The sequence below is a fragment of the Castellaniella sp. genome (genome assembly GCF_041675725.1).
Lineage (GTDB): Bacteria > Pseudomonadota > Gammaproteobacteria > Burkholderiales > Burkholderiaceae_B > Castellaniella.
This window is the reverse complement of the sequence record NZ_JBAYTI010000028.1, coordinates 20,647-39,447: the sequence shown is the minus strand read 5'-3', so window position 1 is coordinate 39,447 and position 18,801 is coordinate 20,647. Positions and strand designations below refer to the sequence as shown.

Here is an 18,801-nt window from a genome sequence, read left to right as displayed (position 1 = left end):
GGCGGGCAACTCGAAACTGAACGTACCGTCGCCGTTATCGACCACCGGAACGCCCACACCCCCGATCGTCACGACGGGCGGCACATCGAAGTTCACATCATCATGATCCGCCTGGCCGTCTCCCGTCCCATAGGCCAGCTCCAGCGTCACCGTCGTCGGGTGATCCACCGGATTGCCAAAGTCCACATCGAAGGTACCCGTATCCCCTTCGCTGATGACGACATCGGAGACCGTGATCTGCGGGACATCGTTGTCGAGCACGTTGGTCGTGACCGACCCTTCGGCAATCAGGTTTTCGTAATTCCCACCCGAAGCCGATTCGATGCTGACGGACTCTGCGATATCCCCCTGCACCAGCTCATCATCGGCGCGGGCAGGATACGTGACGGAACCACTGGTGCTGCCGACAGGAATCGTGATGGTCTGCCCGTTGTCGAGCTGGATCACGAGATCCGTATTCTGTGGCGGGTTGCTCACGTGGGCCACGATGGTGATGTCTTCACCTTCGACGACCGAAGCGGGCCCTTCCAGCGTGATTTCGGTGGGATCATCGTCGTCGGTCACGACGGTCGTGGTATCGCCCCCCACCACGAGCTCTTGATAGCGGCCCCCGTCGATAGATTCCACGCCGATGACGTGTGGCTCATCCCCCTGGAGGTAGACATCGTCTTCGCGGGTATCGATCAGCACCGACCCCGACACCTCGCCGACGGGGATGACGATGACTGCGCCATTGGTGAGCGTGATGACCAGCGGGCTGCCCGTTACCGGATTGCTCACCGTCGCCGTGACCAGGTATGGGTTGCCTTCGACGACGGTTTCGGGTGAAGACAGGGTCAGCGTCGTCACACCCGGCACCAGATCGGGATCCACCGCCTCGCCATCCGCCCCCGCTGCCGTCAGGCCCGCGAACAGGCGGTCGTCATCCTCGCCTGGCGCCGAGTGCGGATAGGCCACATCCAGCGGCGTGGTCTGTTCTACGATGCGCATCAGCCGCACGAAGCTGCTGCCGCCGCCATCGACCCCCGCAGTGGCCGTAGTCGCCGCCGTGGGGTCGAGCACGTCGAACGGATCCTGATTGTCTTCAAGCAGCGTGATGAGCCGTTCGGTGTCCGCATCCGCAGGCGGCATCACCGCCGCCTCGCTGGCGTCGATGTCCGGCTGCATGATGGATGCATCCAGCTGGACGACCCGCTGTTCACCGATGCGAATGAGGGGTATGCCTTCGGCGCTGAGTTCGAGCAGCGCCCCCCGCGCCGTCACGATCTCGGCGTCGACCGGGATGCGCATGCCCTCGCGCAGCGGATGCAGCTGCCCGTCCTGACCCCGCACTGAAGCGTCGCCCACCAACTTGCTGACCAATATAGTTGCCATCACGCTATTCCGTGTTCATTATTCGATGTCAGTATGCTAAACAGCGGCCACGCAACAGACCATTGTCTGCGGCGACAAGTCAGGACAGAAATCTTGCAAGGATGTCTGTAAATACAATTGGCTACAGAGACCCTAGGGGCGTCTCAGGCCAGGCTGATCGAGGGCTCGATCCCGTGCACCTTGAGCGTCAGCGACAGCCGGTCGCACACCCCGAGTTTGTCGAAGGAGGATGACAGATGCGCCCGAACAGTGCGCTCGCTGATGCCCAACGCATCGGCAATCGCCTGGTTGGCCAGGCCCCCGGCGGCCATGCGGGCGACTTCGGTTTCCCGGTCGGTCAGGCCCCGAGACCAGTTCATGGCCTCGGCCTGATCCTGGCCCAGCTGGCGCAGCAGCCTTTGCACCAATGAGCGTCCCACCCAGATTTCGCCCAGGGCCACGGTTTGCACGATGTGCGCCAGCGAACTGGCAGGGACGTACGCATGGAAGTATCCCCACCCCCCCATCTCGAGCACGCGAACGGCCTGGGCATCGTCCAGCCGGGTGCTGCCGACGATGATGCGGGCCTGACGCTGCCACGTCTGCCAGGCGGGATCCGTCCAATCGGGCAGGTTGGGCAAGCCGGCATCGAGAACGACAATCTGCCGATGGGCACCGGCCCAGCGCCCGATGTCATCCAGGGTATGACCCCGTGCGGGCAGGCAAGCATGCAATTCGATCTGGCGCCAGTGCTGCCAGAGGGCATCGTCATGAGTCAGCAAAAGGACCGGCTTGGCCTGCATTCTTTTCTCCGGGATCACAACGATCCATCATCTTTATATGGTATCGGTCAGCCCATCTTCAATGCTATTGTCGCCAGCGACAGATCGATACCCTTTTCTAGCGCTCGCGCAAAGCATTTTCGCTGGCGCGCAAAATCGGCTTGAGCAGATAATGCATGAGGGACCGCTTGCCGGTCAGGATATGCGCCTCGGCCTGCATGCCGGGCAGGATGGCGTGCGCCTCGTCACCCACATAGGCCGTATCCGTACGCACGTTGACCAAATAATAGGAATTGTCTTTTTCGTCGGTGATCGCATCCGCGCCGATATGCTCTACGTAGCCCTCGAGGCCACCGTAGATGGCAAAATCGTAGGCAGTGAACTTCACGTCCGCGGCCTGCCCAGGGTGCAGAAAACCGATGTCGCGCGGGTGGATTTTCACCTCGAGAAGCAGGGTGTCGTCCGATGGAACGATGTCCAGGATGTCCTTGCCTGGTTGCACCACGCCGCCCACGGTATTGATCATCATGTTGTTGATGACGCCACGCACGGGTGAACGCACCTCGGCCAGTTTGACACGATCCTGCAATGCCACGCGGGTTTCCTGCAGGGTCGCCAACTTTGCCATGGTGTCCTGCAGGTCACGGTGCGCCTCGTTGCGCATGTTGAGTTCGGATTCCTCGATCTTGCTGGTGGCTTCGTCGATGGCGGCCTCGATTCGCGTGATCTGGGCCTCTGCCGCCTTGGCCTCGCCGCAGAACCGCGCCACGTCGCGGCGCAGGCGCAAGACCTCGACCTGCGATACGGCGCCACTCTTGACCAAAGGCTCGGTCACGCGCAGCTCTTGCGTCGTGAGCTTGCAGCTGGTGCTGGCCTGATCCAGATTGGCCCGCGTTTCGGCCAATTCCTGCTGCCTCTGGCGTAATTGTTCTTGTGCGATCCGCAAGGTGGCCTCGAGTTCGCGCGTACGCGACTGCCATACCTGCCGCTCGCTGTTGGCGATTTCGGGCGCTTCTTCCAGGACCTCGTCGGGCGCCACGAAATCCTCGCCGGACGCCAGCGCCCTGAGACGTGCCGCCTTTGCCAGCAAGGAAAGGCGTTCGGCCTGGTTTTCGCCGAGCGACGATGAATAGCGGGTCGGATCGATGCGCAGCAGCACCTGACCCTCTTCCACCCGCTCGCCCGGACGCACCAGGATGCTTTCCACGATCCCGCCATCCAGGTTCTGAATCACCTGAAGCTGACGCGAGGGAACCACCTTGCCGGTCCCGCGCACCACCTCGTCGATCTGGCCATAGACCGACCACACAAGCAGCGCCGCCACGATGACCAGCGACACCCACACGAGCTTGCGTGCACCCCGGGCTTCCTGGTGATGGATGGTCCATTGCGCATCGGCCACCAGGTCTTGCGTGGCGTAGCGTTGCGCATAGGGATTGGGGCCGTCGATCAGGCGGTCGAACAGCTTGAGAAACGGATACGCCAGCCAGACCAGCGGCCTGGACAAAAGCCAGAACAGGAACCGGAGCGCCTTCATGAGCGCGCCTCGGCCCGGCTGACGCGACCCGCCTTGAGCGCTTCCATGACCTGCGCCTTGGGGCCGTCGGCCACGATGCGGCCCCGATCCACCACCATGAGCCGGTCGACCATCTCCAGCAATGCCGTGCGATGGGTGACCAGGATGACCGTCTTGTGCGCGCCCGCCTCGCGCAGCCGCGCCTTCAGCTGCGCCTCGCTTTGATGATCCATGTTGCTGCTGGGCTCATCGAGCAGCAACATGGGGGGATCATTGATCAGGGCGCGCGCGATACCCACTGCTTGGCGCTGCCCGCCCGACAACGTATCGCCGCGCTCACCAATCGGCATGTCGTAGCCATCGGGGTGCACGTGCACAAACTCATCCACCCCTGCCACCATCGCCACGTCCAGCATGTCTTCGTGCGTGGCAAAGGGGGCGCTGAGCAGCAGGTTGTCTTTCAGGCTGCCATAGAACAGCATCGCATCCTGTGCGACATACCCCATGTTGCGGCGCAAATCGATGGGGTCGATTTGCCCCACGTCCACGCCATCGACCAGCACCATGCCCGATGAAGGCTGGTACAAGCCCAGGATGAGTTTCTCTATCGTGGATTTCCCCGAACCCACCCGGCCGATCACGCCCACCTTCTCACCCGGCGAGATCTTGAAGCTGACCTTCGAGATGGCAGGCTGCTCGGAGCCTGGGTATGTAAAGCTCACATTGCGAAATTCGATCTCGCCACGCAGCCGGGTACGCGGCACGAACTGCCTGCCCTCGGGGTGCTCGACCGGCATTTCCATGGCCTGATCCACCGACGCCAGCGACGTCTTGGCCTGGTGATATTGCATCAGCAGGCCCGCGACCTGCCCGAGAGGCGTCAGGCACCGGCTGGCGATCATCGAGGCCGCAATGATCCCGCCCAGCGAAATTTGCGATTCGGCGGCCAGATAGACGCCGATGATGATCACCGCTACGGACACCAGCTGCTGGGCCATCTGCACGAAGCCGACCGTCGTTGCGGAAATCAGTTTCAACTGCCCGCCGATATGGGCCAGAAACTGGGTGGCCCCTTCGTATTTCCGCTGGATGTGGCTGCGGGCGTTGAGCGTCTTGACCGGCTCCATCCCGGCGAGCGCCTCGACCAGCACGGCATTGCGCTGAGCCGACGCCTGAAAGGTCTTCACCGTCAGGTCTTCCATGCGCACCTGCGCCGCCAGGGACACCAGGAACACCAGAACCATGGCGATCACCGGCGGAATCAGCAGATAGGGTGAAATCCAGGCCATGACGGCCAGGAACAGGAAAACGAACGGCAGATCGACCAGCGTCGTCAGGCTGGCCGACGCGATGAAGTCGCGCACGGACTCGAAAGCGCGCAGATTCGAGGCGAACGACCCCACCGAAGCCGGCCGGTTTTCCATGCGCAGATCGAGCACACGCTCCATGATCTTGGCCGACAGCTGCACATCGATGCGCTTGGCGGCACGATCCACGACATAGGCGCGGATGGTGGTCAGCACGTAGTTGAAGACCAGCACCAGGCCGATGCCCACCGCCAGCACCCAGAGCGTCTCGACGGCATTGCTGGGTACCACACGGTCGTAGACGTTCATGGTGAACAGCGGCATGGCGACGGCAAAGATATTGATCAGCAGCGCCGCCACCAGCACATCGCGGTACAGGCGGCGGTTTTCCATGACCACGCTCCAGAACCAATGGCCGCTGCGCGGCTTGACCCCGACCTCGTCGCGTTTGTCGAAGCGGAATTCGGGCCGTACGAACGCCACCAGGCCGGTGTAGTCCTGTTCAAGTTCCGCCCGGGGCATGCGGACCGGGCCGCCGCCTTCGGAAAACTGGACGGTACACGTGTCCTTGCCTGCCTCGAGCAGCAGGCAGGCCCGCTCGCCCGACAGCATGAGGATCGCGGGCAGCAGCCCCGAAGGCAGTTGATCGAGCGTGCGCCGTGCAAAACGGGCTGAACATTGGGCCCGCGCTGCCGCCCGACCCAGCAGAGAAGGCACCAGCCTGTTCTCGACCAGAGGCAGACCCTGCACCAGGACCTGGGGCGAGCTTTCGACCCCATAGTGCCTGAGTATCAGGACCAGACTATCGAGCAGCGGATCATCGTGCATCTCGCGCGAATGAACGCGCCAGTGCCGACCCTGGCCGGGCCTGTTCGATGCGGCGTTTTGTTCGCGTGCCGCCTTCTGTGCCGATACCTGTTCCTGCCCGGATGCAGCCGGCCGGCGGGCGGCCGCCTCAGATGATTTCATCGCCGTCGCCCATCAAATCCAATGTATCGCGCAAACGGCGCCGCGCCTGCTTGCGCTGGGTCAGTTTTTGCTGTGCCTCGATAGGCAAGTCTGTCAGGCGGATGGTGCCGTTCTCGATCAAAACGTCGATCAAGTCTTCCAGGACCCGGACAAAATCAGTGTCCAGCATCTGCATGTCGTGCCCGGCCGCCTCCGGACCCTGACGTTGCAGTGGCACAGGCACCCGGTTTTTATCGGGATCCGGATCATCGACCATCGTGTTCCCCTGAAATGGCGACACTTCAGCGGCCTGCCGGCCGAGCTGTTCGTGGGCTTGTACTGCTGGCGTCTTGGTATGGTAGGATGCCGTCGGCCGCTGCTGCCTGCATCCTGATTGGCGGAAGCGGTGAGATTCGAACTCACGGATGGGTTGCCCCATCGCCGGTTTTCAAGACCGGTCCATTCAACCACTCTGGCACGCTTCCGCAAGGATCGCCAGTGTAGCGCATAATGCGCGTATCGTTGCCGAGGGAATCGACCATGCATGCCATAGAGATCACGACACCCGGGGGCCCCGATGTCCTCCGTTGGGTCGAGCGACCCATGCCTCAGCCAGGGCCCGATGAGGTCCTGATCCGGGTTCAGGCGGCCGGCGTCAACCGGCCTGATGTCTTCCAGCGCGAAGGCAATTATCCCCCGCCAGCCGGGGCGTCGGACCTTCCCGGCCTGGAAATCGCCGGCGAAATCGTGGGGGGGCACCCGGAAGCCGCCGGCTTCAGGCTGGGCGAACCTGTCTGTGCCCTGGTGGCAGGCGGCGGCTACGCCGAATACTGCACGGCACCAGCCGCGCAGTGTCTGCCCATTCCCCAGGGGCTGTCCATGGTAGAAGCCGCCGCCCTGCCCGAAACATACTTTACGGTCTGGAGCAACGTATTCCAGCGGGCCGCTCTGGCGCCCGGTGAAACCCTGCTGGTTCACGGCGGGGCCAGTGGGATCGGCACCACCGCAATCGCCTTGGCCCGCGAGTTCGGCCATACGGTCTACGCCACAGCCGGCAGCGACGAACGGGTCCGGGCGATCGAAGCCATGGGCTGCACCCGGGGCATCAACTATCGCGCGCAGGATTTCGTTCAGGAAATCCGCGCACTGACGAACAACCGGGGGGTGGACGTCATCCTCGACATGGTGGCTGGCGACTATCTCGAACGCAACATCCGGATCCTGGCCGATGACGGGCGCCTGGTCATCATCGCCCTGCTGGGTGGTACCCAGGGCACCCTAAACTGCGGCCAAGTCATGGTGCGCCGCCTGACCGTCACGGGCTCTACGCTGCGCGCTCGCCCGGTTGCGGTGAAAGCCGCGATCGCCCGGGCGCTGCGTGAACAAGTATGGCCACTGATCGAGGCCGGGCGCTTGCGTCCGGTGATTCATGCGACTTTCCCGCTGCACGAAGCCGCACAGGCACACGCCATGATGGATGCGGGCGAACAGATCGGGAAAATCGTGCTCACCGCTGCGCCATAGTCAGATCGACAGGTATTCGCGCCGCACCGCTTCGTTGTCGACCAGTTCCTGCATCGAACCGCGAAAGAGAATCTGCCCTTTTTCTAGCACGTAGGCACGATCCGCGACCGCGCGGGCGAAGTGCAGGTTCTGTTCCGACAGCAAGATGCTGACCCCCTGCGTCTTGAGCTTCATGACGGCCTGGGCCATCTGCTCGACGATGATGGGCGCCACGCCCTCGGTGGGTTCGTCGAGCAGCACCAGCAAAGGGTTGCCCATCAGGGTGCGGCCGACCGTCAGCATTTGCTGTTCGCCGCCACTCATCTGCCCGCCCAGCCGCTGCCGCATGCGATCCAGGTTGGGAAACAAGGCATAGAGCATGTCGGGTGTCCAGTTGGACGCCGCTTCACCATCAGGCCAGACGCGCGGCGGCTGGCGACCGATGTCCAGATTCTGTTCGACGGTCAGGTCGGTGAAGATGCGCCGGTCTTCGGGCACAAAGCCCAGCCCGCGCCGGGCGATTTCATAGGGACGCAGGCGGCTGATGTCCTGGCCGATGAACCGCACCTGCCCACGTTTTTTTTCGAGCATGCCCATGATGGATTTCAGGGTGGTGGACTTGCCCGCCCCGTTCCGGCCCATCAGTGCCACGACCTCGCCCCGGTACACGTCCACGTCGACGTCATAAAGAATCTGGGCCTTGCCGTACCAGGCGTTCAAGGCGATCACTTCCAGCAGCACCTCTCGAGCCATCCCGTTCTCCTGATTTGCCCGGTTCACGCCGCAGGGCCCTGCTCGAGCGTGCCTCCGAAATACACTTCACGCACGCCAGGATGATTTCGGATGGTGTCCACATCCCCTTCGGCCACCAGTTCGCCCCGCGCCAGAACGATCATCCGGTCAGAATAGGCGAACACCACGTCCATGCTGTGCTCCGTGAACAAGACGCCCAGTTTGCGCTGCACCACCAGATCTTTGGTGAGAGCCATGAGTTCATTGCGCTCTTTGGGCGCCATGCCGGCCGTCGGTTCATCCATGAGCAGCAACCGGGGTTCGTTGGCCAGCGCCATCGCCAACTCGACGCGCTTGACATCGCCATAGGCCAGTTCACTGCACGGGCGCTCGGCCTGCTCTGCCATGCCGACCTGCTGCAACAGATCCATGGCCTGCCGGCGGTACTGCGCCGCCGCCTTCCGGAAAAAAGAATAGATCTCCCGGTGATATGCCAGCAGCGCCATTTGGACGTTTTCCACGACCAGCATGGACGAGAACGTTTCGGCGATCTGAAAAGTGCGCGAAACGCCCAGCCGGGCAATCCGGCGGGGCCCCCAATGCTCGACCCGCGTTCCCATGAGCGTGATGGATCCCGAACTGGGTCGCAGCTGGCCATTGATCATGTTGAACGTCGTGGTCTTGCCGGCGCCATTGGGTCCGATCAAGGCCAACAGCTCGCCTTCGCAGACGTCGAAGCTCACGTTGCTGACCGCCCGGAATCCCCCGTAGCTCTTGGAGAGGTTTCTGACCTCAAGCAAATTCATCGTGTCTCTCCGCCAGCCTCAGGACCGCCACCGATGGCGCAGATTCTGCATCAACCCGACCACGCCGTCGGGCGCCACGAGCACCAGCAGCAGAATCACACCGCCGAACCAGGCGTGCCAGTACCGGGTGGCGCCCATGAAATAATCTTCAAGTACGTGAAACACCCCCGCGCCCACCAGGGGGCCGCTGAGGGTCTGAACGCCCCCCAGCAGCACCATCACCAGGGCGTCAACCGATTGGGTGATGCCTGCGGCATCCGGGTCGATGCTGCCCTTGGAGAATGCAAACAGTGCCCCCGCCAACCCGGCAAAAACGCCCGCCAGCACAAAAGCCGCCCACTGCACCCGCTTGACATCGATGCTCAGCACCTCGGCCCGCAGCGCGGAATCCCGGCAAGCCCGCATGGCCCAGCCAAAGGGAGAGAACAGGATGCGCCGCATGAGGATCGCCGAAGCGACCACCAGGACGGTCGCGAGATAATAGTAGGCCGTCCCATCCAGCCATTGTGGCGGCCACAGGCCCAAAATGCCATTGGACCCCCCTGTCAGGTCATCCCACTGATACACGATGGACCAAATAATCTGCGCGGCCGCGAGCGTCAACATGGCCAGGTACACGCCCGAGAGGCGCACGCAAAACCAGCCTATGATCAGTGCACCCAGGCCGGCGATCACGGGCGCAAGCAGGATGGACCAGACCATCGGCAACCCCGCCAGCTTCAGCAAAAGCGCGGCTGCGTAAGCGCCCAAGCCGTAAAAGGCGGCATGCCCGAACGACACCATGCCGCCGGGCCCCATCATGAAATGCAGGCTCAGGGCGAACAATGCGGCAATGGCCACATCGAGGATGATCAACGACAGGTAGGGATGCGACGACAGCCCCAGAGGCGCCAGCCACACCAGCGCCACCACGGCAGCCAGCAACAGCCGCACCCCCCTCGGGGCCGCCCGAAGGGGGCTGTCGATCGGTTCGCTGCGCGACACCCCGCCCTGAGGGCGCCCAAATAAACCCCAGGGCCGCACGATGAGCACCAGTGCCATGAAGATGAACTCGACCACCAGCGTCAGTTTGGGGAACGCAAAATCGACCCCCAGGAAAGTGACGGTCCCGAGCGCGACGCAAATCGCCTTGAGTTCGGCGATGATCAGGGCGGCGACGTACGCGCCCGGGATCGACCCCATGCCACCGACCACGACGATCACGAAGGCATCCACCACCACCGACACATCGACCGCGAGATTCGCCGGCGTACGCGGAATCTGAAAAGCCCCGCCCAGACCGGCGAGAAAGGCGCCCAAAGCAAACACCGACGTGAACAGCAAGGCCTGGTTGATGCCCAGGGCGCCCAACATCTCGCGGTCCTGGGTGGCCGCCCGCACGAACGTGCCCCAGCGCGTTCGCGTCAGCAGCAGCCACAGCAGCACCAGCACCAGCGGGCCCAGGAACATCAGGAAGATATCGTAGCTGGGAATGTAGTATTCAAAGACCTGGACGGCCCCCTCCAGGCCGGGTGCGCGCGGCCCCAGGAGATCCTCGGCGCCCCACAGCCACAGAGCCATATCGTTGAAAATCAAAACCAGGGCGAAGGTCGCCAGCAACTGAAACAGCTCGGGAGACTGGTAAATGCGCCGCAGCAACAGGACTTCGATCAATGCGCCCAACCCGCCGATCACCCCCCCCGCCAGCAACAGGGCCACCCAGAATCCCCATCCGGAATGGCCCATCACCTGGACCAGCGTATACGCGACGTACAGGCCCAGCATGTACAGCGAGCCATGGGCAAAGTTCACGATCCGGGTCACCCCGAAAATCAGGGACAACCCGGCCGCCACCATGAACAATGAAGATGCCTCGGCTAAACCATTAAGAAGCTGGACGAGAAAGCTGGTCACGATTGCGCGCTCCGCAGCAACGACGACCCTGCTGCAGGCCAAGGCCGGCAGCAGGACGAAACAGTTGTCAGGAACGGACCATCAACGGGCCGGGCGCAGCTTGGCCACTTCTTCGTCGCTGGGCAGCACATCCGCCCCATCCACATAGTGGAAATCGACCATGATGCCCTTGCCGTCCTTGATGCCGAGCTTGCCGACGTAAGCACCGATGGTGGCCTGGTGATCACTGGCGCGGTAGGTGATGGGCCCGAAGGGCGACATCAGTTCCAGACCCTCGAAAGCCTTCACGAGCGCATCGGTATCCGTGGAGCCCGCTTTTTTGATGCCTTCGGCCAGGGACTTGATGGACGTATAGCCAACGATGGAGCCCAGCCGGGGGTAGTCGTTGAACTTGTCCTGGTAGGCTTTCAGGAAGGCATTGTGTTCCGGCGTATCGATGCCATACCAGGGATAACCGGTCACCACCCAGCCGACCGGTGTTTCTTCGCCCAGGGGATCCAGATATTCGGGTTCGCCGCTCAGCAGGCTGACGACAGCCAGGCCATCAAAGAAATTGCGCTGTGAGCCCGCGCGTACGAACTTGGCCAGATCGGCCGCGAAAAGCACATTGAACAGCGCATCCGGTTTGGCATCGGCCAACGCCTGCACCACGTTGGAAGCATCCACCTTGCCCAGCGGCGTGGCGATCTCGGCCACGAATTCGATGTCCGGCTGACGCGCCTTCATGAGCTCTTTGAAGGTCCGGATGGCAGACTGCCCGTACTCGTAGTTGGGATAGACCAGCGCCCAACGCTTCTTGTTCATTTTCAGGGCTTCTTCAACCAACATGGCTGCCTGCATGTAGGTCGAAGCACGCAGGCGGAACGTATACGGGTTGCCTTGGCTCCAGGTGATGGCATCGGTCAATGGCTCGCCCGCCAGATAGAAGATCTTCTTGTGCCCGGCGTAATCGGCCACCGCCAGGCCCACATTGGACAGGAAGCCGCCCATCAGCACATCGACCTTGTCACTGGTCAGCAACTCGCCCACGGCGCGCACGGCGTCCCCCGTATTCGAGTTGTCATCGCGGATCACCAGCTCCACCTGCTTGCCGTTGATGCCACCTTCTTTGTTGATTTCCTCGACCGCCAGCTCCATGGCCTGCTTATAAGGCTCGAGGAAGGCTGCCTGGGTCTTGTAGCTGTTGAATTCCCCGATTTTCAGGGTATCGGCCGCGCCCGCCTGCATGGACAATGCCATGAGTGCCGCGGCCACGACCCCCTTGACGACGGATAGACCTGGATTTTTCATGATGCTTGCTCCTTGGTGATTGCTGCAGGGTGTTGCTCTGGATTGAATCATGTCTTACGTGCCTTCGAACCGCGGGGCGCGCTTTTCACGAAAGGCGCGTTGGCCTTCCTGATAATCTTTGCTTAGAAAACAGCGCGCCATGGCCTCATGCGCCTGAGCCTCTGTGGGCCCACCGGGCTGCCCGAGGGCACGGCGCAGGCCCAGTTTGGCGGCCCGCAATGTCAGCGGTGCGGACGTGGCGATGGCCGCCAGCAAATCTTCGGCGGATGACAGGAACCGCGCATCGGGAAAAACACCTTGCACCAGCCCCACCTGCTCGGCCCGCTCACCGTCGACCAACTGGGAGGTGAAGAATAGCTCGCTGGCCCGGGCCAAGCCCAGGACGTCGACGAATCGCGCCAGGCCGCGGTGGTCGTAGCCCAGCCCCATGCGCCCCGCCGGCATGCGGAAACGGGACTCGGCAGCGCAGTAACGCAAGTCGCAGGCCAGGGCCAGGCCCATCCCGCCCCCCATGCAAATGCCGCGAATGAGCGCCACCGAGGGATGCGGGCACTCGATCAACGCCTGCTGTGCGTCGAAGATCGCCTGATTGAAAGCGGCCATCCAGCGCTGTTCGTCTTCCTGGCCAGCAAATTCGGAGATGTCGGCCCCTGAACAAAAGGCCTTCTCGCCGGCACCGGAGATCGCCAGCACACGAAGCTGGTCGTTCTGGCTGGCCGCCTGCACCAGCACCTGCAACTGGCGCCACATGGCACTGGACATGGCATTGTGACGCGCCGGATTGGACAGGGTGATGCGCAGGATGCCGCCTTCTTGTACGGCGGTGACCGTACCCTCTTGCGCGGAGGGCGCCGGGTGGGTGGCATGCGGACTTGAATGGCCCATCAGATCACCCCCTTGGATGCCCACAAGTCCATTTCGGCCGCAGAGCAGCCCAGCTGAGCAAGGATATCCCGGGTACTCCCCCCCAGCATGGGCCCGCCCGTCACCACCTGGGCCGGTGTTCGACTGAGCAGCACGGGCTGGGTCACGTAATGTCGCGGCTTTTCGCAGCCTTCTACGCGCACCGAGGTACTGACGCGCGCGTGCCGGACCTGCGCATCCTCGAGCAGCTGCGGCACGGAATAGACCGGCCCGGCGGGCACCCCGCCGCCGGTGAGCCGTTCGACCCAATGGGCCACCGTGTCGGTCGACAAGACGTCCTGGACCATCGAATCGAGCGCGTCACGGTGACGGACCCGCAGCTCTGTGGTGGTGAAGCGCGGGTCTTCGAGCCATTGCGGCCTGCCCATCACCTGGCAGAATTTTTCCCACATCCCAGGCCCGGATACCCCGATGTTCAAGTGCCCATCCCGAGCCCGGAACAAGCCCATCGGACTGGACGTCGGATGGCTGTTGCCGGCCTGCCCGGGGACTTCGTCGTCATTCAGGTAACGGGCAATCTGAAAATCCATCATCGCGATCAGGGCATGCAGCAGCGAAGTCTGCACCCACTGACCGCGCCCTGACTGGGCGCGCTCGATCAGTGCCACCAGAATGCCGACCGCCGTGTAGATGCCGCTGCTGGAATCCGCCACGGCCATCCCCGCGCGCACGGGCCCCTGACCGGGCAAGCCCGTCACCGACATCAGCCCGCCCATGCCCTGGATGATCTGGTCGAATGCCGGCCTTTTCACATAGGGCCCTGTCTGCCCAAAACCCGAAATGCTGGCCAGAATGATGCGCGGATTGATGGCCGAGAGGGTTTCATAATCCAGCCCCAGCCGCTGCTTGACGTCTGGCCGCCAGTTTTCCACCACCACGTCGGCCTGCTCGACCAGACGATGCACGAGGCCGCGGGCTTCGGGCGCCTTGAGGTTCAGCGTCATCGAGCGTTTATTGCGGTTCAGGTTCTGGAAATCGCCCCCGCACCGGTCTTCGGCAAACATGGTGGCATTCGGATCGGTGTCGGCCGGGGGCTCGATGCGAATGACGTCGGCACCGAAGTCGGCCAGCATGCGCACGCATGTCGGCCCGGCGCGCACCCGGGAAAAATCCAGGACCCTGATCTGCCCCAGGGCCGTACAGGCAGTGGGTATCGACATATTCTTCATTCCTCATCCAACACGATCGAGTGCAATTGACGGGCAGCCGCAAACAATAGGGCATCCCCCCCGGCCCGGGCCATCAACTGCCAGCTGCGCAGCACGGGTGGATCGCCCGGCTGCGGCAACACCACAGCGGGGCATCCGGTCATGTTGGCCAGACAGGGCTCTGAAGTCAGGGCCACCAGAACCGGCGTTTGCCGGCCCCCCATGCACACCTTGGCCTGATCGACACGCGGCACCGGCCCCATCAAAGTGGGTGTCAGCACGACATCGACCCGATCGAACAACCGTTCCACAGCCGACCGGGTGCGATCGAGCACGCCCCGCATACGGGCCACGTGGTCGGGCGCCAACGTATCGGCCACAGCCAGCGCCTTTTGCGCTGCGCGAGCCAGCCCATCTTTGTGCTGTGGCCACACCGGTGCGTAGATCGCGCGTGCCTGGTCGAGGACCAGCGTACCATGCGCCTCGTGTACCTGGACCCTGTCCGGAAGAGAAATCGCGACGATCTCCAGTTGCTCGTGCATACCCAAGCGCTGCAGCATAGCAAGGAAATCGTCGCGCACGCCAGCGGCATAGGCCTGCGCCCGCTGCGCATCGACGCCGATCCGCAAGATGCCGGGCCGCCCGCCCGTGGCCTGTACCCGGATTCCGGTGGCCTGCGTCTGAATGTTGGCTGCGTGTGCCCGGACGTTTGCTTCGGGCCCGTTTGCTTCAGGCGCGACGGGCGCCCCCAGCACGCAAGCGGCCTGCTCGAGGAGATCCAGGCGGTTGGCCATCAACCCGACATCGTCGAATACCGGCGCCAACGGCCATACCCCATCGGTCGGGAACAGGCCATGCGTGGGCTTGTAGCCAAATACCCCGCAACAGGCGGCCGGGATGCGCGCACTGCCGCCGGTATCCGTACAAAGGGCCAGGTCGGCCAGCCCCGCCGCCAGGGCGGCCGCCCCACCGCCACTGGAGCCGCCAGCAATGTGTCCAGGCAATCGCGGATTGTCGACCTCGGGCGTGGTCACCCCGAAGCCGCCCGCATCGGTGCGGGTCATGCCCAGCAGCCGCGCACCCGCGGCCCGCAGCCGCTGGACGGTGGAAGCCGTATGCTGGCCCTGCCGCTCGGCATACAGGGGCTGGCCTGCAGCATAGGCCATGCCCTGAACCTGGATGTTGTCCTTGACGACCAGGCGCACACCGGCCAGCGGCCCTTCGGACGGCCCGCGCGGATCCGGCCGGACCTGCACGAAGGCATGCCACGCGTCAGCCATCAGCAGGCGTTTTGTTTCGGCATCGGCAATCGAAGCAGCCATGGGAATTGTGCGCAGGGTCCGCGACCTGGATCGGAAGCCGCTTCAGCGGTCGCGCGCGCGGTCCATGAGCGGCTTTTGCTGGCCGCCGTCGATCTCGATCATGGTGCCATTGACATAGTGCATCAGCGGCGAGGCCAACATCACGACCAGGTTGGCGACTTCGGATGGCTCGGCGATGCGGCCCATGGGAATGGATGCCGGCGCCAGTTGATCGGCCTCTTCATAGCTCAGGCCCATGTCGCGCGACATCGCGCGCACCAGGCCGTCCCAGCGCTCGGTGTTGACCGGGCCGGGGTTGACCGCGACAAAGCTGATGCCGTCCTTGCCGTATTGGCCCGACAGCGACAAGGTGAGGTTCTGGCCGGCCGCATTTGCAGCACCCGGGGCGATTTCCCAATAAGACGGCTTGACGCCATCGTTGCCGATCAGATTGACGACACGCCCGCCGCCCTGCTTTTTCATGAGGGGCAGGACATGGCGCAGGCAACGCACGTAACCCATGAACTTCAGCTGCAGCGATTGGGCCCAATCGGCCTCGGTGAGGGTCTCGATGATACCGCCAGGCGCCGAACCCGCATTGTTGACCAGAATGTCGATGCGGCCGAGATCCTCGGCCGCCTGCCGGATGAACGACTCGACCTCGCCGGACTGTGTCAGGTCGACCACATACGGCAGGATCTTGCGCCCGGTGGCCGCGGCGATTTCTTGTGCAGCCGCCTCGAGCAGCTCTTTGCCACGGGAACAGATGGCGACGTCCACCCCTTCCCTGGCCAGCGCCATGGCAATCGCCTTGCCAATCCCCTGGCTGCCACCCGTGACCACCGCTGTTTTTCCGTTCAACTGCAAATCCATGTCGAGCTCCTTTGATTCCAGATAGATTCCGGACACCCGGCCGGTGTCCGACTTGGCACTGCAGGTCCGGGTCAGGCCGCCGCATCCGCCGGCCGCACCTTCCAGACCCCTGTTTCGGTATCCCGGAACAGGGATTCAAGCGCCTGATTGACGACGCAGGGTTCCTCCATCGTGATCGTGTGCCCCGCCCGTGGCACCATCAGCAAGGCGGACGTGGGTACGACGCGTTTCAGATACAGGCTGCCCTGGAGGCAGGGATAGTCGCTGTCGCCCACGATCACCAGCAGGGGCACCCGAAAGGCTTTCAGACCGGTTTCCATTTCTTGCAAGGTAGGCCGCTTGAGCTGCACATTGAGCATGGTCAGAGCACTGCCTTCGCCGGAGTGCTCGGCCAGCATGGCCGTGAACTCGGCAAAGCCGCGCGGATCTTTGGCCTTGAACGTGAGGCGCATGTCGGCATGCGCGTATTTTTCGGCCGCCACGGCAATGGGTTCGTCACGAAACATGGCGGCAATGGATTCACAGATCTCGGGCGCGCGCGCCAAGTCATCGGGATCCGACCCCCAGCCACACCCCGCCGCCGTGACCGACAGGCACCGATCGGGGTGCAGCTGCCCCAGATTCAGCGCCGTGTAGGCCCCCATGGAATGCCCCACCACGTGCGCCTTGCGCACGCCCAGTGCATCCATGACCGCCAGCACGTCCGTCACGGCGATAGCCTGGCTATAGCGCGAGGGGTCCGTCGGCACGTCCGACGGCGGATACCCCCGCGCACTGAAGACGATGCAGCGATGCGCCCGCGACAAATGCCGCACTTGCGGCTCCCAGGTGCGATGATCGCCCGCGAACTCGTGTACGAACACGACCGGTGTGCCGGTACCGGCTTCTTCGTAGTAGAGATGAGTTCCGTCAGTGGCCTTGATGGTCGGCATGTCGATTCCTTTTACATGTGCAATACGAAAGTCTGCCCACTGGCGCCGATGGCCGCAAGCGGGCGGGTTACCTATGAAGCCGATCCCGGCTGGTCCGCCCCGGCCGCCGCGGCCCGCATTCGGGCCGCGGCCACCTGGACCGCCTGAACGATGGACTGATACCCGGTGCACCGGCACAGATTGCCCGACAGCGTCTCGCGGATCTCTTGTTCGGACGGGTCGGGATTGCGCTCGAGCAGATCGATGGCCGAGGCCAGCATGCCCGGCGTGCAGAACCCGCACTGCAAGGCGTTGTGCTCCCAGAAGGCATCCTGTACGGGATGCAGCGTCTCGCCCTGGGCGTAGCCTTCGACCGTGCGGATCTCGTGGCCGTCCATCTGAACGGCGAATGTGATGCACGAGCGCGCAGGCGCCCCGTCGAGCAGGATGGTGCAGGCCCCGCATACGCCATGCTCGCAGCCGACGTGGGTGCCGGTCAGGCCGAGTTCATGGCGCAGGAAGTCTGCCAGCGTCAGGCGGGGTTCGACGTCACGGACGTACTCCGTGCCATTGACCATCACGCGTATCGTATGCAGCTTGTGTTCCATCGCGAATATCCTAAGAGATCAGGCGTTCGTACCGATTCGAGAGCGGGCCTGGTTCAGCGCACGGCGCATCAGCGTCGAGGCCGCCTGCAGGCGGTAGCCTGCCGACGCATGCAGGTCGTCCATGGGATCCAGATGCCGGCACATGACGTCGACCGCCTCGGAAAAACAGGCATCTTCGGGTTGCGCCCCCCGGAGAACCTGCTCGGCCTCGAGCGCACGCACGGGCCGGTCGCTCATGCCGATCAGGGCCATGCGCGGGTCCTGCATCCGCCCTGCGGCATCCACGCCCAGGCGCACCAGCACGCCAGCGAGTGCGAAATCGCCATGGCGCCGATTGACTTCCATGAATGACCAGCCGGCCCCGTCGGGCCAGGCGGGCAGCCTGATTTCTGCCAGCAATTCGACCGGTTCGATCGCCGTGGTGAGAATCCCCTGAAAGAAGTCGGCCGGCTTGAGCACCCGCTCTGCGGACCGGGGGCCTTTGAGCACCAGATCGGCATCCAGCGCCGTGACGAGCCCCGTCCATTCGGCGGCCGGATCCGCATGCGACAGGCTGCCGGCCACGGTGCCACGATTGCGGATCGCGCGGTGCGCAATATGGGGGATGGCCTCGTGCACCAGAGGCTGGCTGGCCTTGAGGGAGGTGTCGTCTTCCAGCGTGCTTTGCCGGGTCAGGGCACCAATCGCCAGGCCGCCATCGGGCTGCGTACGCCGGTAGCCGAGCTCGGCCACGTGATTGATGTCGACCAGCACGCCGGGCACGGCCAGCCGCATGTTGAGCAAAGGCCCCAGGGTCTGCCCGCCGGCGATGATCTTGGCGTCCATCTCGTGGCGCTCGAGCAGTTCGAGGACCTCATCGACCGTATCGGGGCGAAAATATTCAAATGCTGCAGGTTTCATGGCTCG

The 18,801-nt window shown here is 63.5% G+C and carries 17 protein-coding genes and 1 tRNA gene; 1 reads left to right on the top strand and 17 read right to left on the bottom strand.

From position 1 onward, the window contains the following. The 6 genes from WCZ84_RS07635 to WCZ84_RS07610 form a co-directional block, all read right to left on the bottom strand. Positions 1–1,374, bottom strand: a 1,374-nt coding sequence (locus tag WCZ84_RS07635; protein ID WP_372685666.1) for a retention module-containing protein, incomplete at its 3' end; no start/stop codon positions are given. A gap of 143 nt (positions 1,375–1,517) precedes the next feature. Next, complete coding sequence (locus WCZ84_RS07630; protein ID WP_372685665.1) at positions 1,518–2,156, bottom strand: LuxR C-terminal-related transcriptional regulator; 639 nt, start codon at positions 2,154–2,156, stop codon at positions 1,518–1,520. Between the two features lie 97 nt (positions 2,157–2,253). Then, a complete protein-coding gene (locus tag WCZ84_RS07625) occupies positions 2,254–3,672 on the bottom strand; it encodes an HlyD family type I secretion periplasmic adaptor subunit (RefSeq protein WP_372685664.1) in 1,419 nt (472 codons plus the stop codon). After that, positions 3,669–5,786, bottom strand: coding sequence for a type I secretion system permease/ATPase (locus WCZ84_RS07620; RefSeq protein ID WP_372685671.1), 2,118 nt, complete (start codon positions 5,784–5,786; stop codon positions 3,669–3,671). The genes WCZ84_RS07625 and WCZ84_RS07620 overlap by 4 nt, the downstream gene beginning before the upstream one ends. 127 nt (positions 5,787–5,913) lie before the next feature. After that, positions 5,914–6,102, bottom strand: coding sequence for a hypothetical protein (locus tag WCZ84_RS07615; protein WP_372685670.1), 189 nt, complete (start codon positions 6,100–6,102; stop codon positions 5,914–5,916). Between the two features lie 199 nt (positions 6,103–6,301). Further along, positions 6,302–6,391, bottom strand: a tRNA-Ser gene (locus tag WCZ84_RS07610). Positions 6,392–6,446: 55 nt separating this feature from the next. Here WCZ84_RS07610 and WCZ84_RS07605 point away from each other — a divergent pair. Next, positions 6,447–7,430 (top strand): NAD(P)H-quinone oxidoreductase, encoded by a 984-nt coding sequence (locus WCZ84_RS07605; protein WP_372685663.1) that lies wholly within the window; start codon positions 6,447–6,449, stop codon positions 7,428–7,430. Here WCZ84_RS07605 and WCZ84_RS07600 read toward each other — a convergent pair whose 3' ends face one another. The 11 genes from WCZ84_RS07600 to WCZ84_RS07550 all read right to left on the bottom strand — a co-directional run bounded on the left by WCZ84_RS07600 (position 7,431) and on the right by WCZ84_RS07550 (position 18,795). Beyond that, entirely contained in the window at positions 7,431–8,162 is a 732-nt protein-coding gene (locus WCZ84_RS07600; RefSeq protein ID WP_372685662.1) for an ABC transporter ATP-binding protein, read from the bottom strand. 23 nt (positions 8,163–8,185) lie between these two features. Next, the gene (locus tag WCZ84_RS07595) at positions 8,186–8,947 is read right to left on the bottom strand and encodes an ABC transporter ATP-binding protein (RefSeq protein WP_372685661.1); all 762 of its coding nucleotides are present in this window, start codon (positions 8,945–8,947) and stop codon (positions 8,186–8,188) included. A gap of 18 nt (positions 8,948–8,965) precedes the next feature. Then, complete coding sequence (locus WCZ84_RS07590; protein ID WP_372685669.1) at positions 8,966–10,783, bottom strand: ABC transporter permease; 1,818 nt, start codon at positions 10,781–10,783, stop codon at positions 8,966–8,968. Between the two features lie 138 nt (positions 10,784–10,921). After that, positions 10,922–12,079, bottom strand: coding sequence for an ABC transporter substrate-binding protein (locus WCZ84_RS07585; RefSeq protein ID WP_372685668.1), 1,158 nt, complete (start codon positions 12,077–12,079; stop codon positions 10,922–10,924). 105 nt (positions 12,080–12,184) lie between these two features. Then, the gene (locus WCZ84_RS07580; RefSeq protein WP_372685660.1) at positions 12,185–13,015 is read right to left on the bottom strand and encodes an enoyl-CoA hydratase; all 831 of its coding nucleotides are present in this window, start codon (positions 13,013–13,015) and stop codon (positions 12,185–12,187) included. Further along, on the bottom strand, positions 13,015–14,214 hold the full coding sequence (locus WCZ84_RS07575) for a CaiB/BaiF CoA transferase family protein (RefSeq protein ID WP_372685659.1): 1,200 nt from the start codon (positions 14,212–14,214) through the stop codon (positions 13,015–13,017). The genes WCZ84_RS07580 and WCZ84_RS07575 overlap by 1 nt, the downstream gene beginning before the upstream one ends. Positions 14,215–14,219: 5 nt before the next feature. Further along, a complete protein-coding gene (locus WCZ84_RS07570) occupies positions 14,220–15,524 on the bottom strand; it encodes an amidase family protein (protein ID WP_372685658.1) in 1,305 nt (434 codons plus the stop codon). A gap of 42 nt (positions 15,525–15,566) precedes the next feature. Then, positions 15,567–16,376, bottom strand: coding sequence for an SDR family NAD(P)-dependent oxidoreductase (locus tag WCZ84_RS07565; protein WP_372685657.1), 810 nt, complete (start codon positions 16,374–16,376; stop codon positions 15,567–15,569). Positions 16,377–16,447: 71 nt separating this feature from the next. Beyond that, the gene (locus WCZ84_RS07560) at positions 16,448–17,308 is read right to left on the bottom strand and encodes an alpha/beta fold hydrolase (RefSeq protein WP_372685656.1); all 861 of its coding nucleotides are present in this window, start codon (positions 17,306–17,308) and stop codon (positions 16,448–16,450) included. A gap of 71 nt (positions 17,309–17,379) precedes the next feature. Further along, positions 17,380–17,895, bottom strand: a complete 516-nt coding sequence (locus WCZ84_RS07555) for a (2Fe-2S)-binding protein (RefSeq protein ID WP_372685655.1) — start codon at positions 17,893–17,895, stop codon at positions 17,380–17,382. An 18-nt stretch (positions 17,896–17,913) separates the two neighbouring features. Further along, positions 17,914–18,795 (bottom strand): xanthine dehydrogenase family protein subunit M, encoded by an 882-nt coding sequence (locus WCZ84_RS07550; RefSeq protein ID WP_372685654.1) that lies wholly within the window; start codon positions 18,793–18,795, stop codon positions 17,914–17,916. Positions 18,796–18,801 lie beyond the last annotated feature (6 nt).

What these genes read in the sequence shown, in the direction of transcription:
- WCZ84_RS07630 (WP_372685665.1), bottom strand. Translation starts at nt 2,156, where the DNA reads ATGCAGGCCAAGCCGGTCCTTTTGCTGACTCATGACGATGCCCTCTGG.
- WCZ84_RS07625 (WP_372685664.1), bottom strand. Translation starts at nt 3,672, where the DNA reads ATGAAGGCGCTCCGGTTCCTGTTCTGGCTTTTGTCCAGGCCGCTGGTC.
- WCZ84_RS07620 (WP_372685671.1), bottom strand. Translation starts at nt 5,786, where the DNA reads ATGCACGATGATCCGCTGCTCGATAGTCTGGTCCTGATACTCAGGCAC.
- WCZ84_RS07615 (WP_372685670.1), bottom strand. Translation starts at nt 6,102, where the DNA reads ATGCAGATGCTGGACACTGATTTTGTCCGGGTCCTGGAAGACTTGATC.
- WCZ84_RS07605 (WP_372685663.1), top strand. Translation starts at nt 6,447, where the DNA reads ATGCATGCCATAGAGATCACGACACCCGGGGGCCCCGATGTCCTCCGT.
- WCZ84_RS07600 (WP_372685662.1), bottom strand. Translation starts at nt 8,162, where the DNA reads ATGGCTCGAGAGGTGCTGCTGGAAGTGATCGCCTTGAACGCCTGGTAC.
- WCZ84_RS07595 (WP_372685661.1), bottom strand. Translation starts at nt 8,947, where the DNA reads ATGAATTTGCTTGAGGTCAGAAACCTCTCCAAGAGCTACGGGGGATTC.
- WCZ84_RS07590 (WP_372685669.1), bottom strand. Translation starts at nt 10,783, where the DNA reads ATGGTGGCGGCCGGGTTGTCCCTGATTTTCGGGGTGACCCGGATCGTG.
- WCZ84_RS07585 (WP_372685668.1), bottom strand. Translation starts at nt 12,079, where the DNA reads ATGGCATTGTCCATGCAGGCGGGCGCGGCCGATACCCTGAAAATCGGG.
- WCZ84_RS07580 (WP_372685660.1), bottom strand. Translation starts at nt 13,015, where the DNA reads ATGGGCCATTCAAGTCCGCATGCCACCCACCCGGCGCCCTCCGCGCAA.
- WCZ84_RS07575 (WP_372685659.1), bottom strand. Translation starts at nt 14,214, where the DNA reads ATGTCGATACCCACTGCCTGTACGGCCCTGGGGCAGATCAGGGTCCTG.
- WCZ84_RS07570 (WP_372685658.1), bottom strand. Translation starts at nt 15,524, where the DNA reads ATGGCTGCTTCGATTGCCGATGCCGAAACAAAACGCCTGCTGATGGCT.
- WCZ84_RS07565 (WP_372685657.1), bottom strand. Translation starts at nt 16,376, where the DNA reads ATGGATTTGCAGTTGAACGGAAAAACAGCGGTGGTCACGGGTGGCAGC.
- WCZ84_RS07560 (WP_372685656.1), bottom strand. Translation starts at nt 17,308, where the DNA reads ATGCCGACCATCAAGGCCACTGACGGAACTCATCTCTACTACGAAGAA.
- WCZ84_RS07555 (WP_372685655.1), bottom strand. Translation starts at nt 17,895, where the DNA reads ATGGAACACAAGCTGCATACGATACGCGTGATGGTCAATGGCACGGAG.
- WCZ84_RS07550 (WP_372685654.1), bottom strand. Translation starts at nt 18,795, where the DNA reads ATGAAACCTGCAGCATTTGAATATTTTCGCCCCGATACGGTCGATGAG.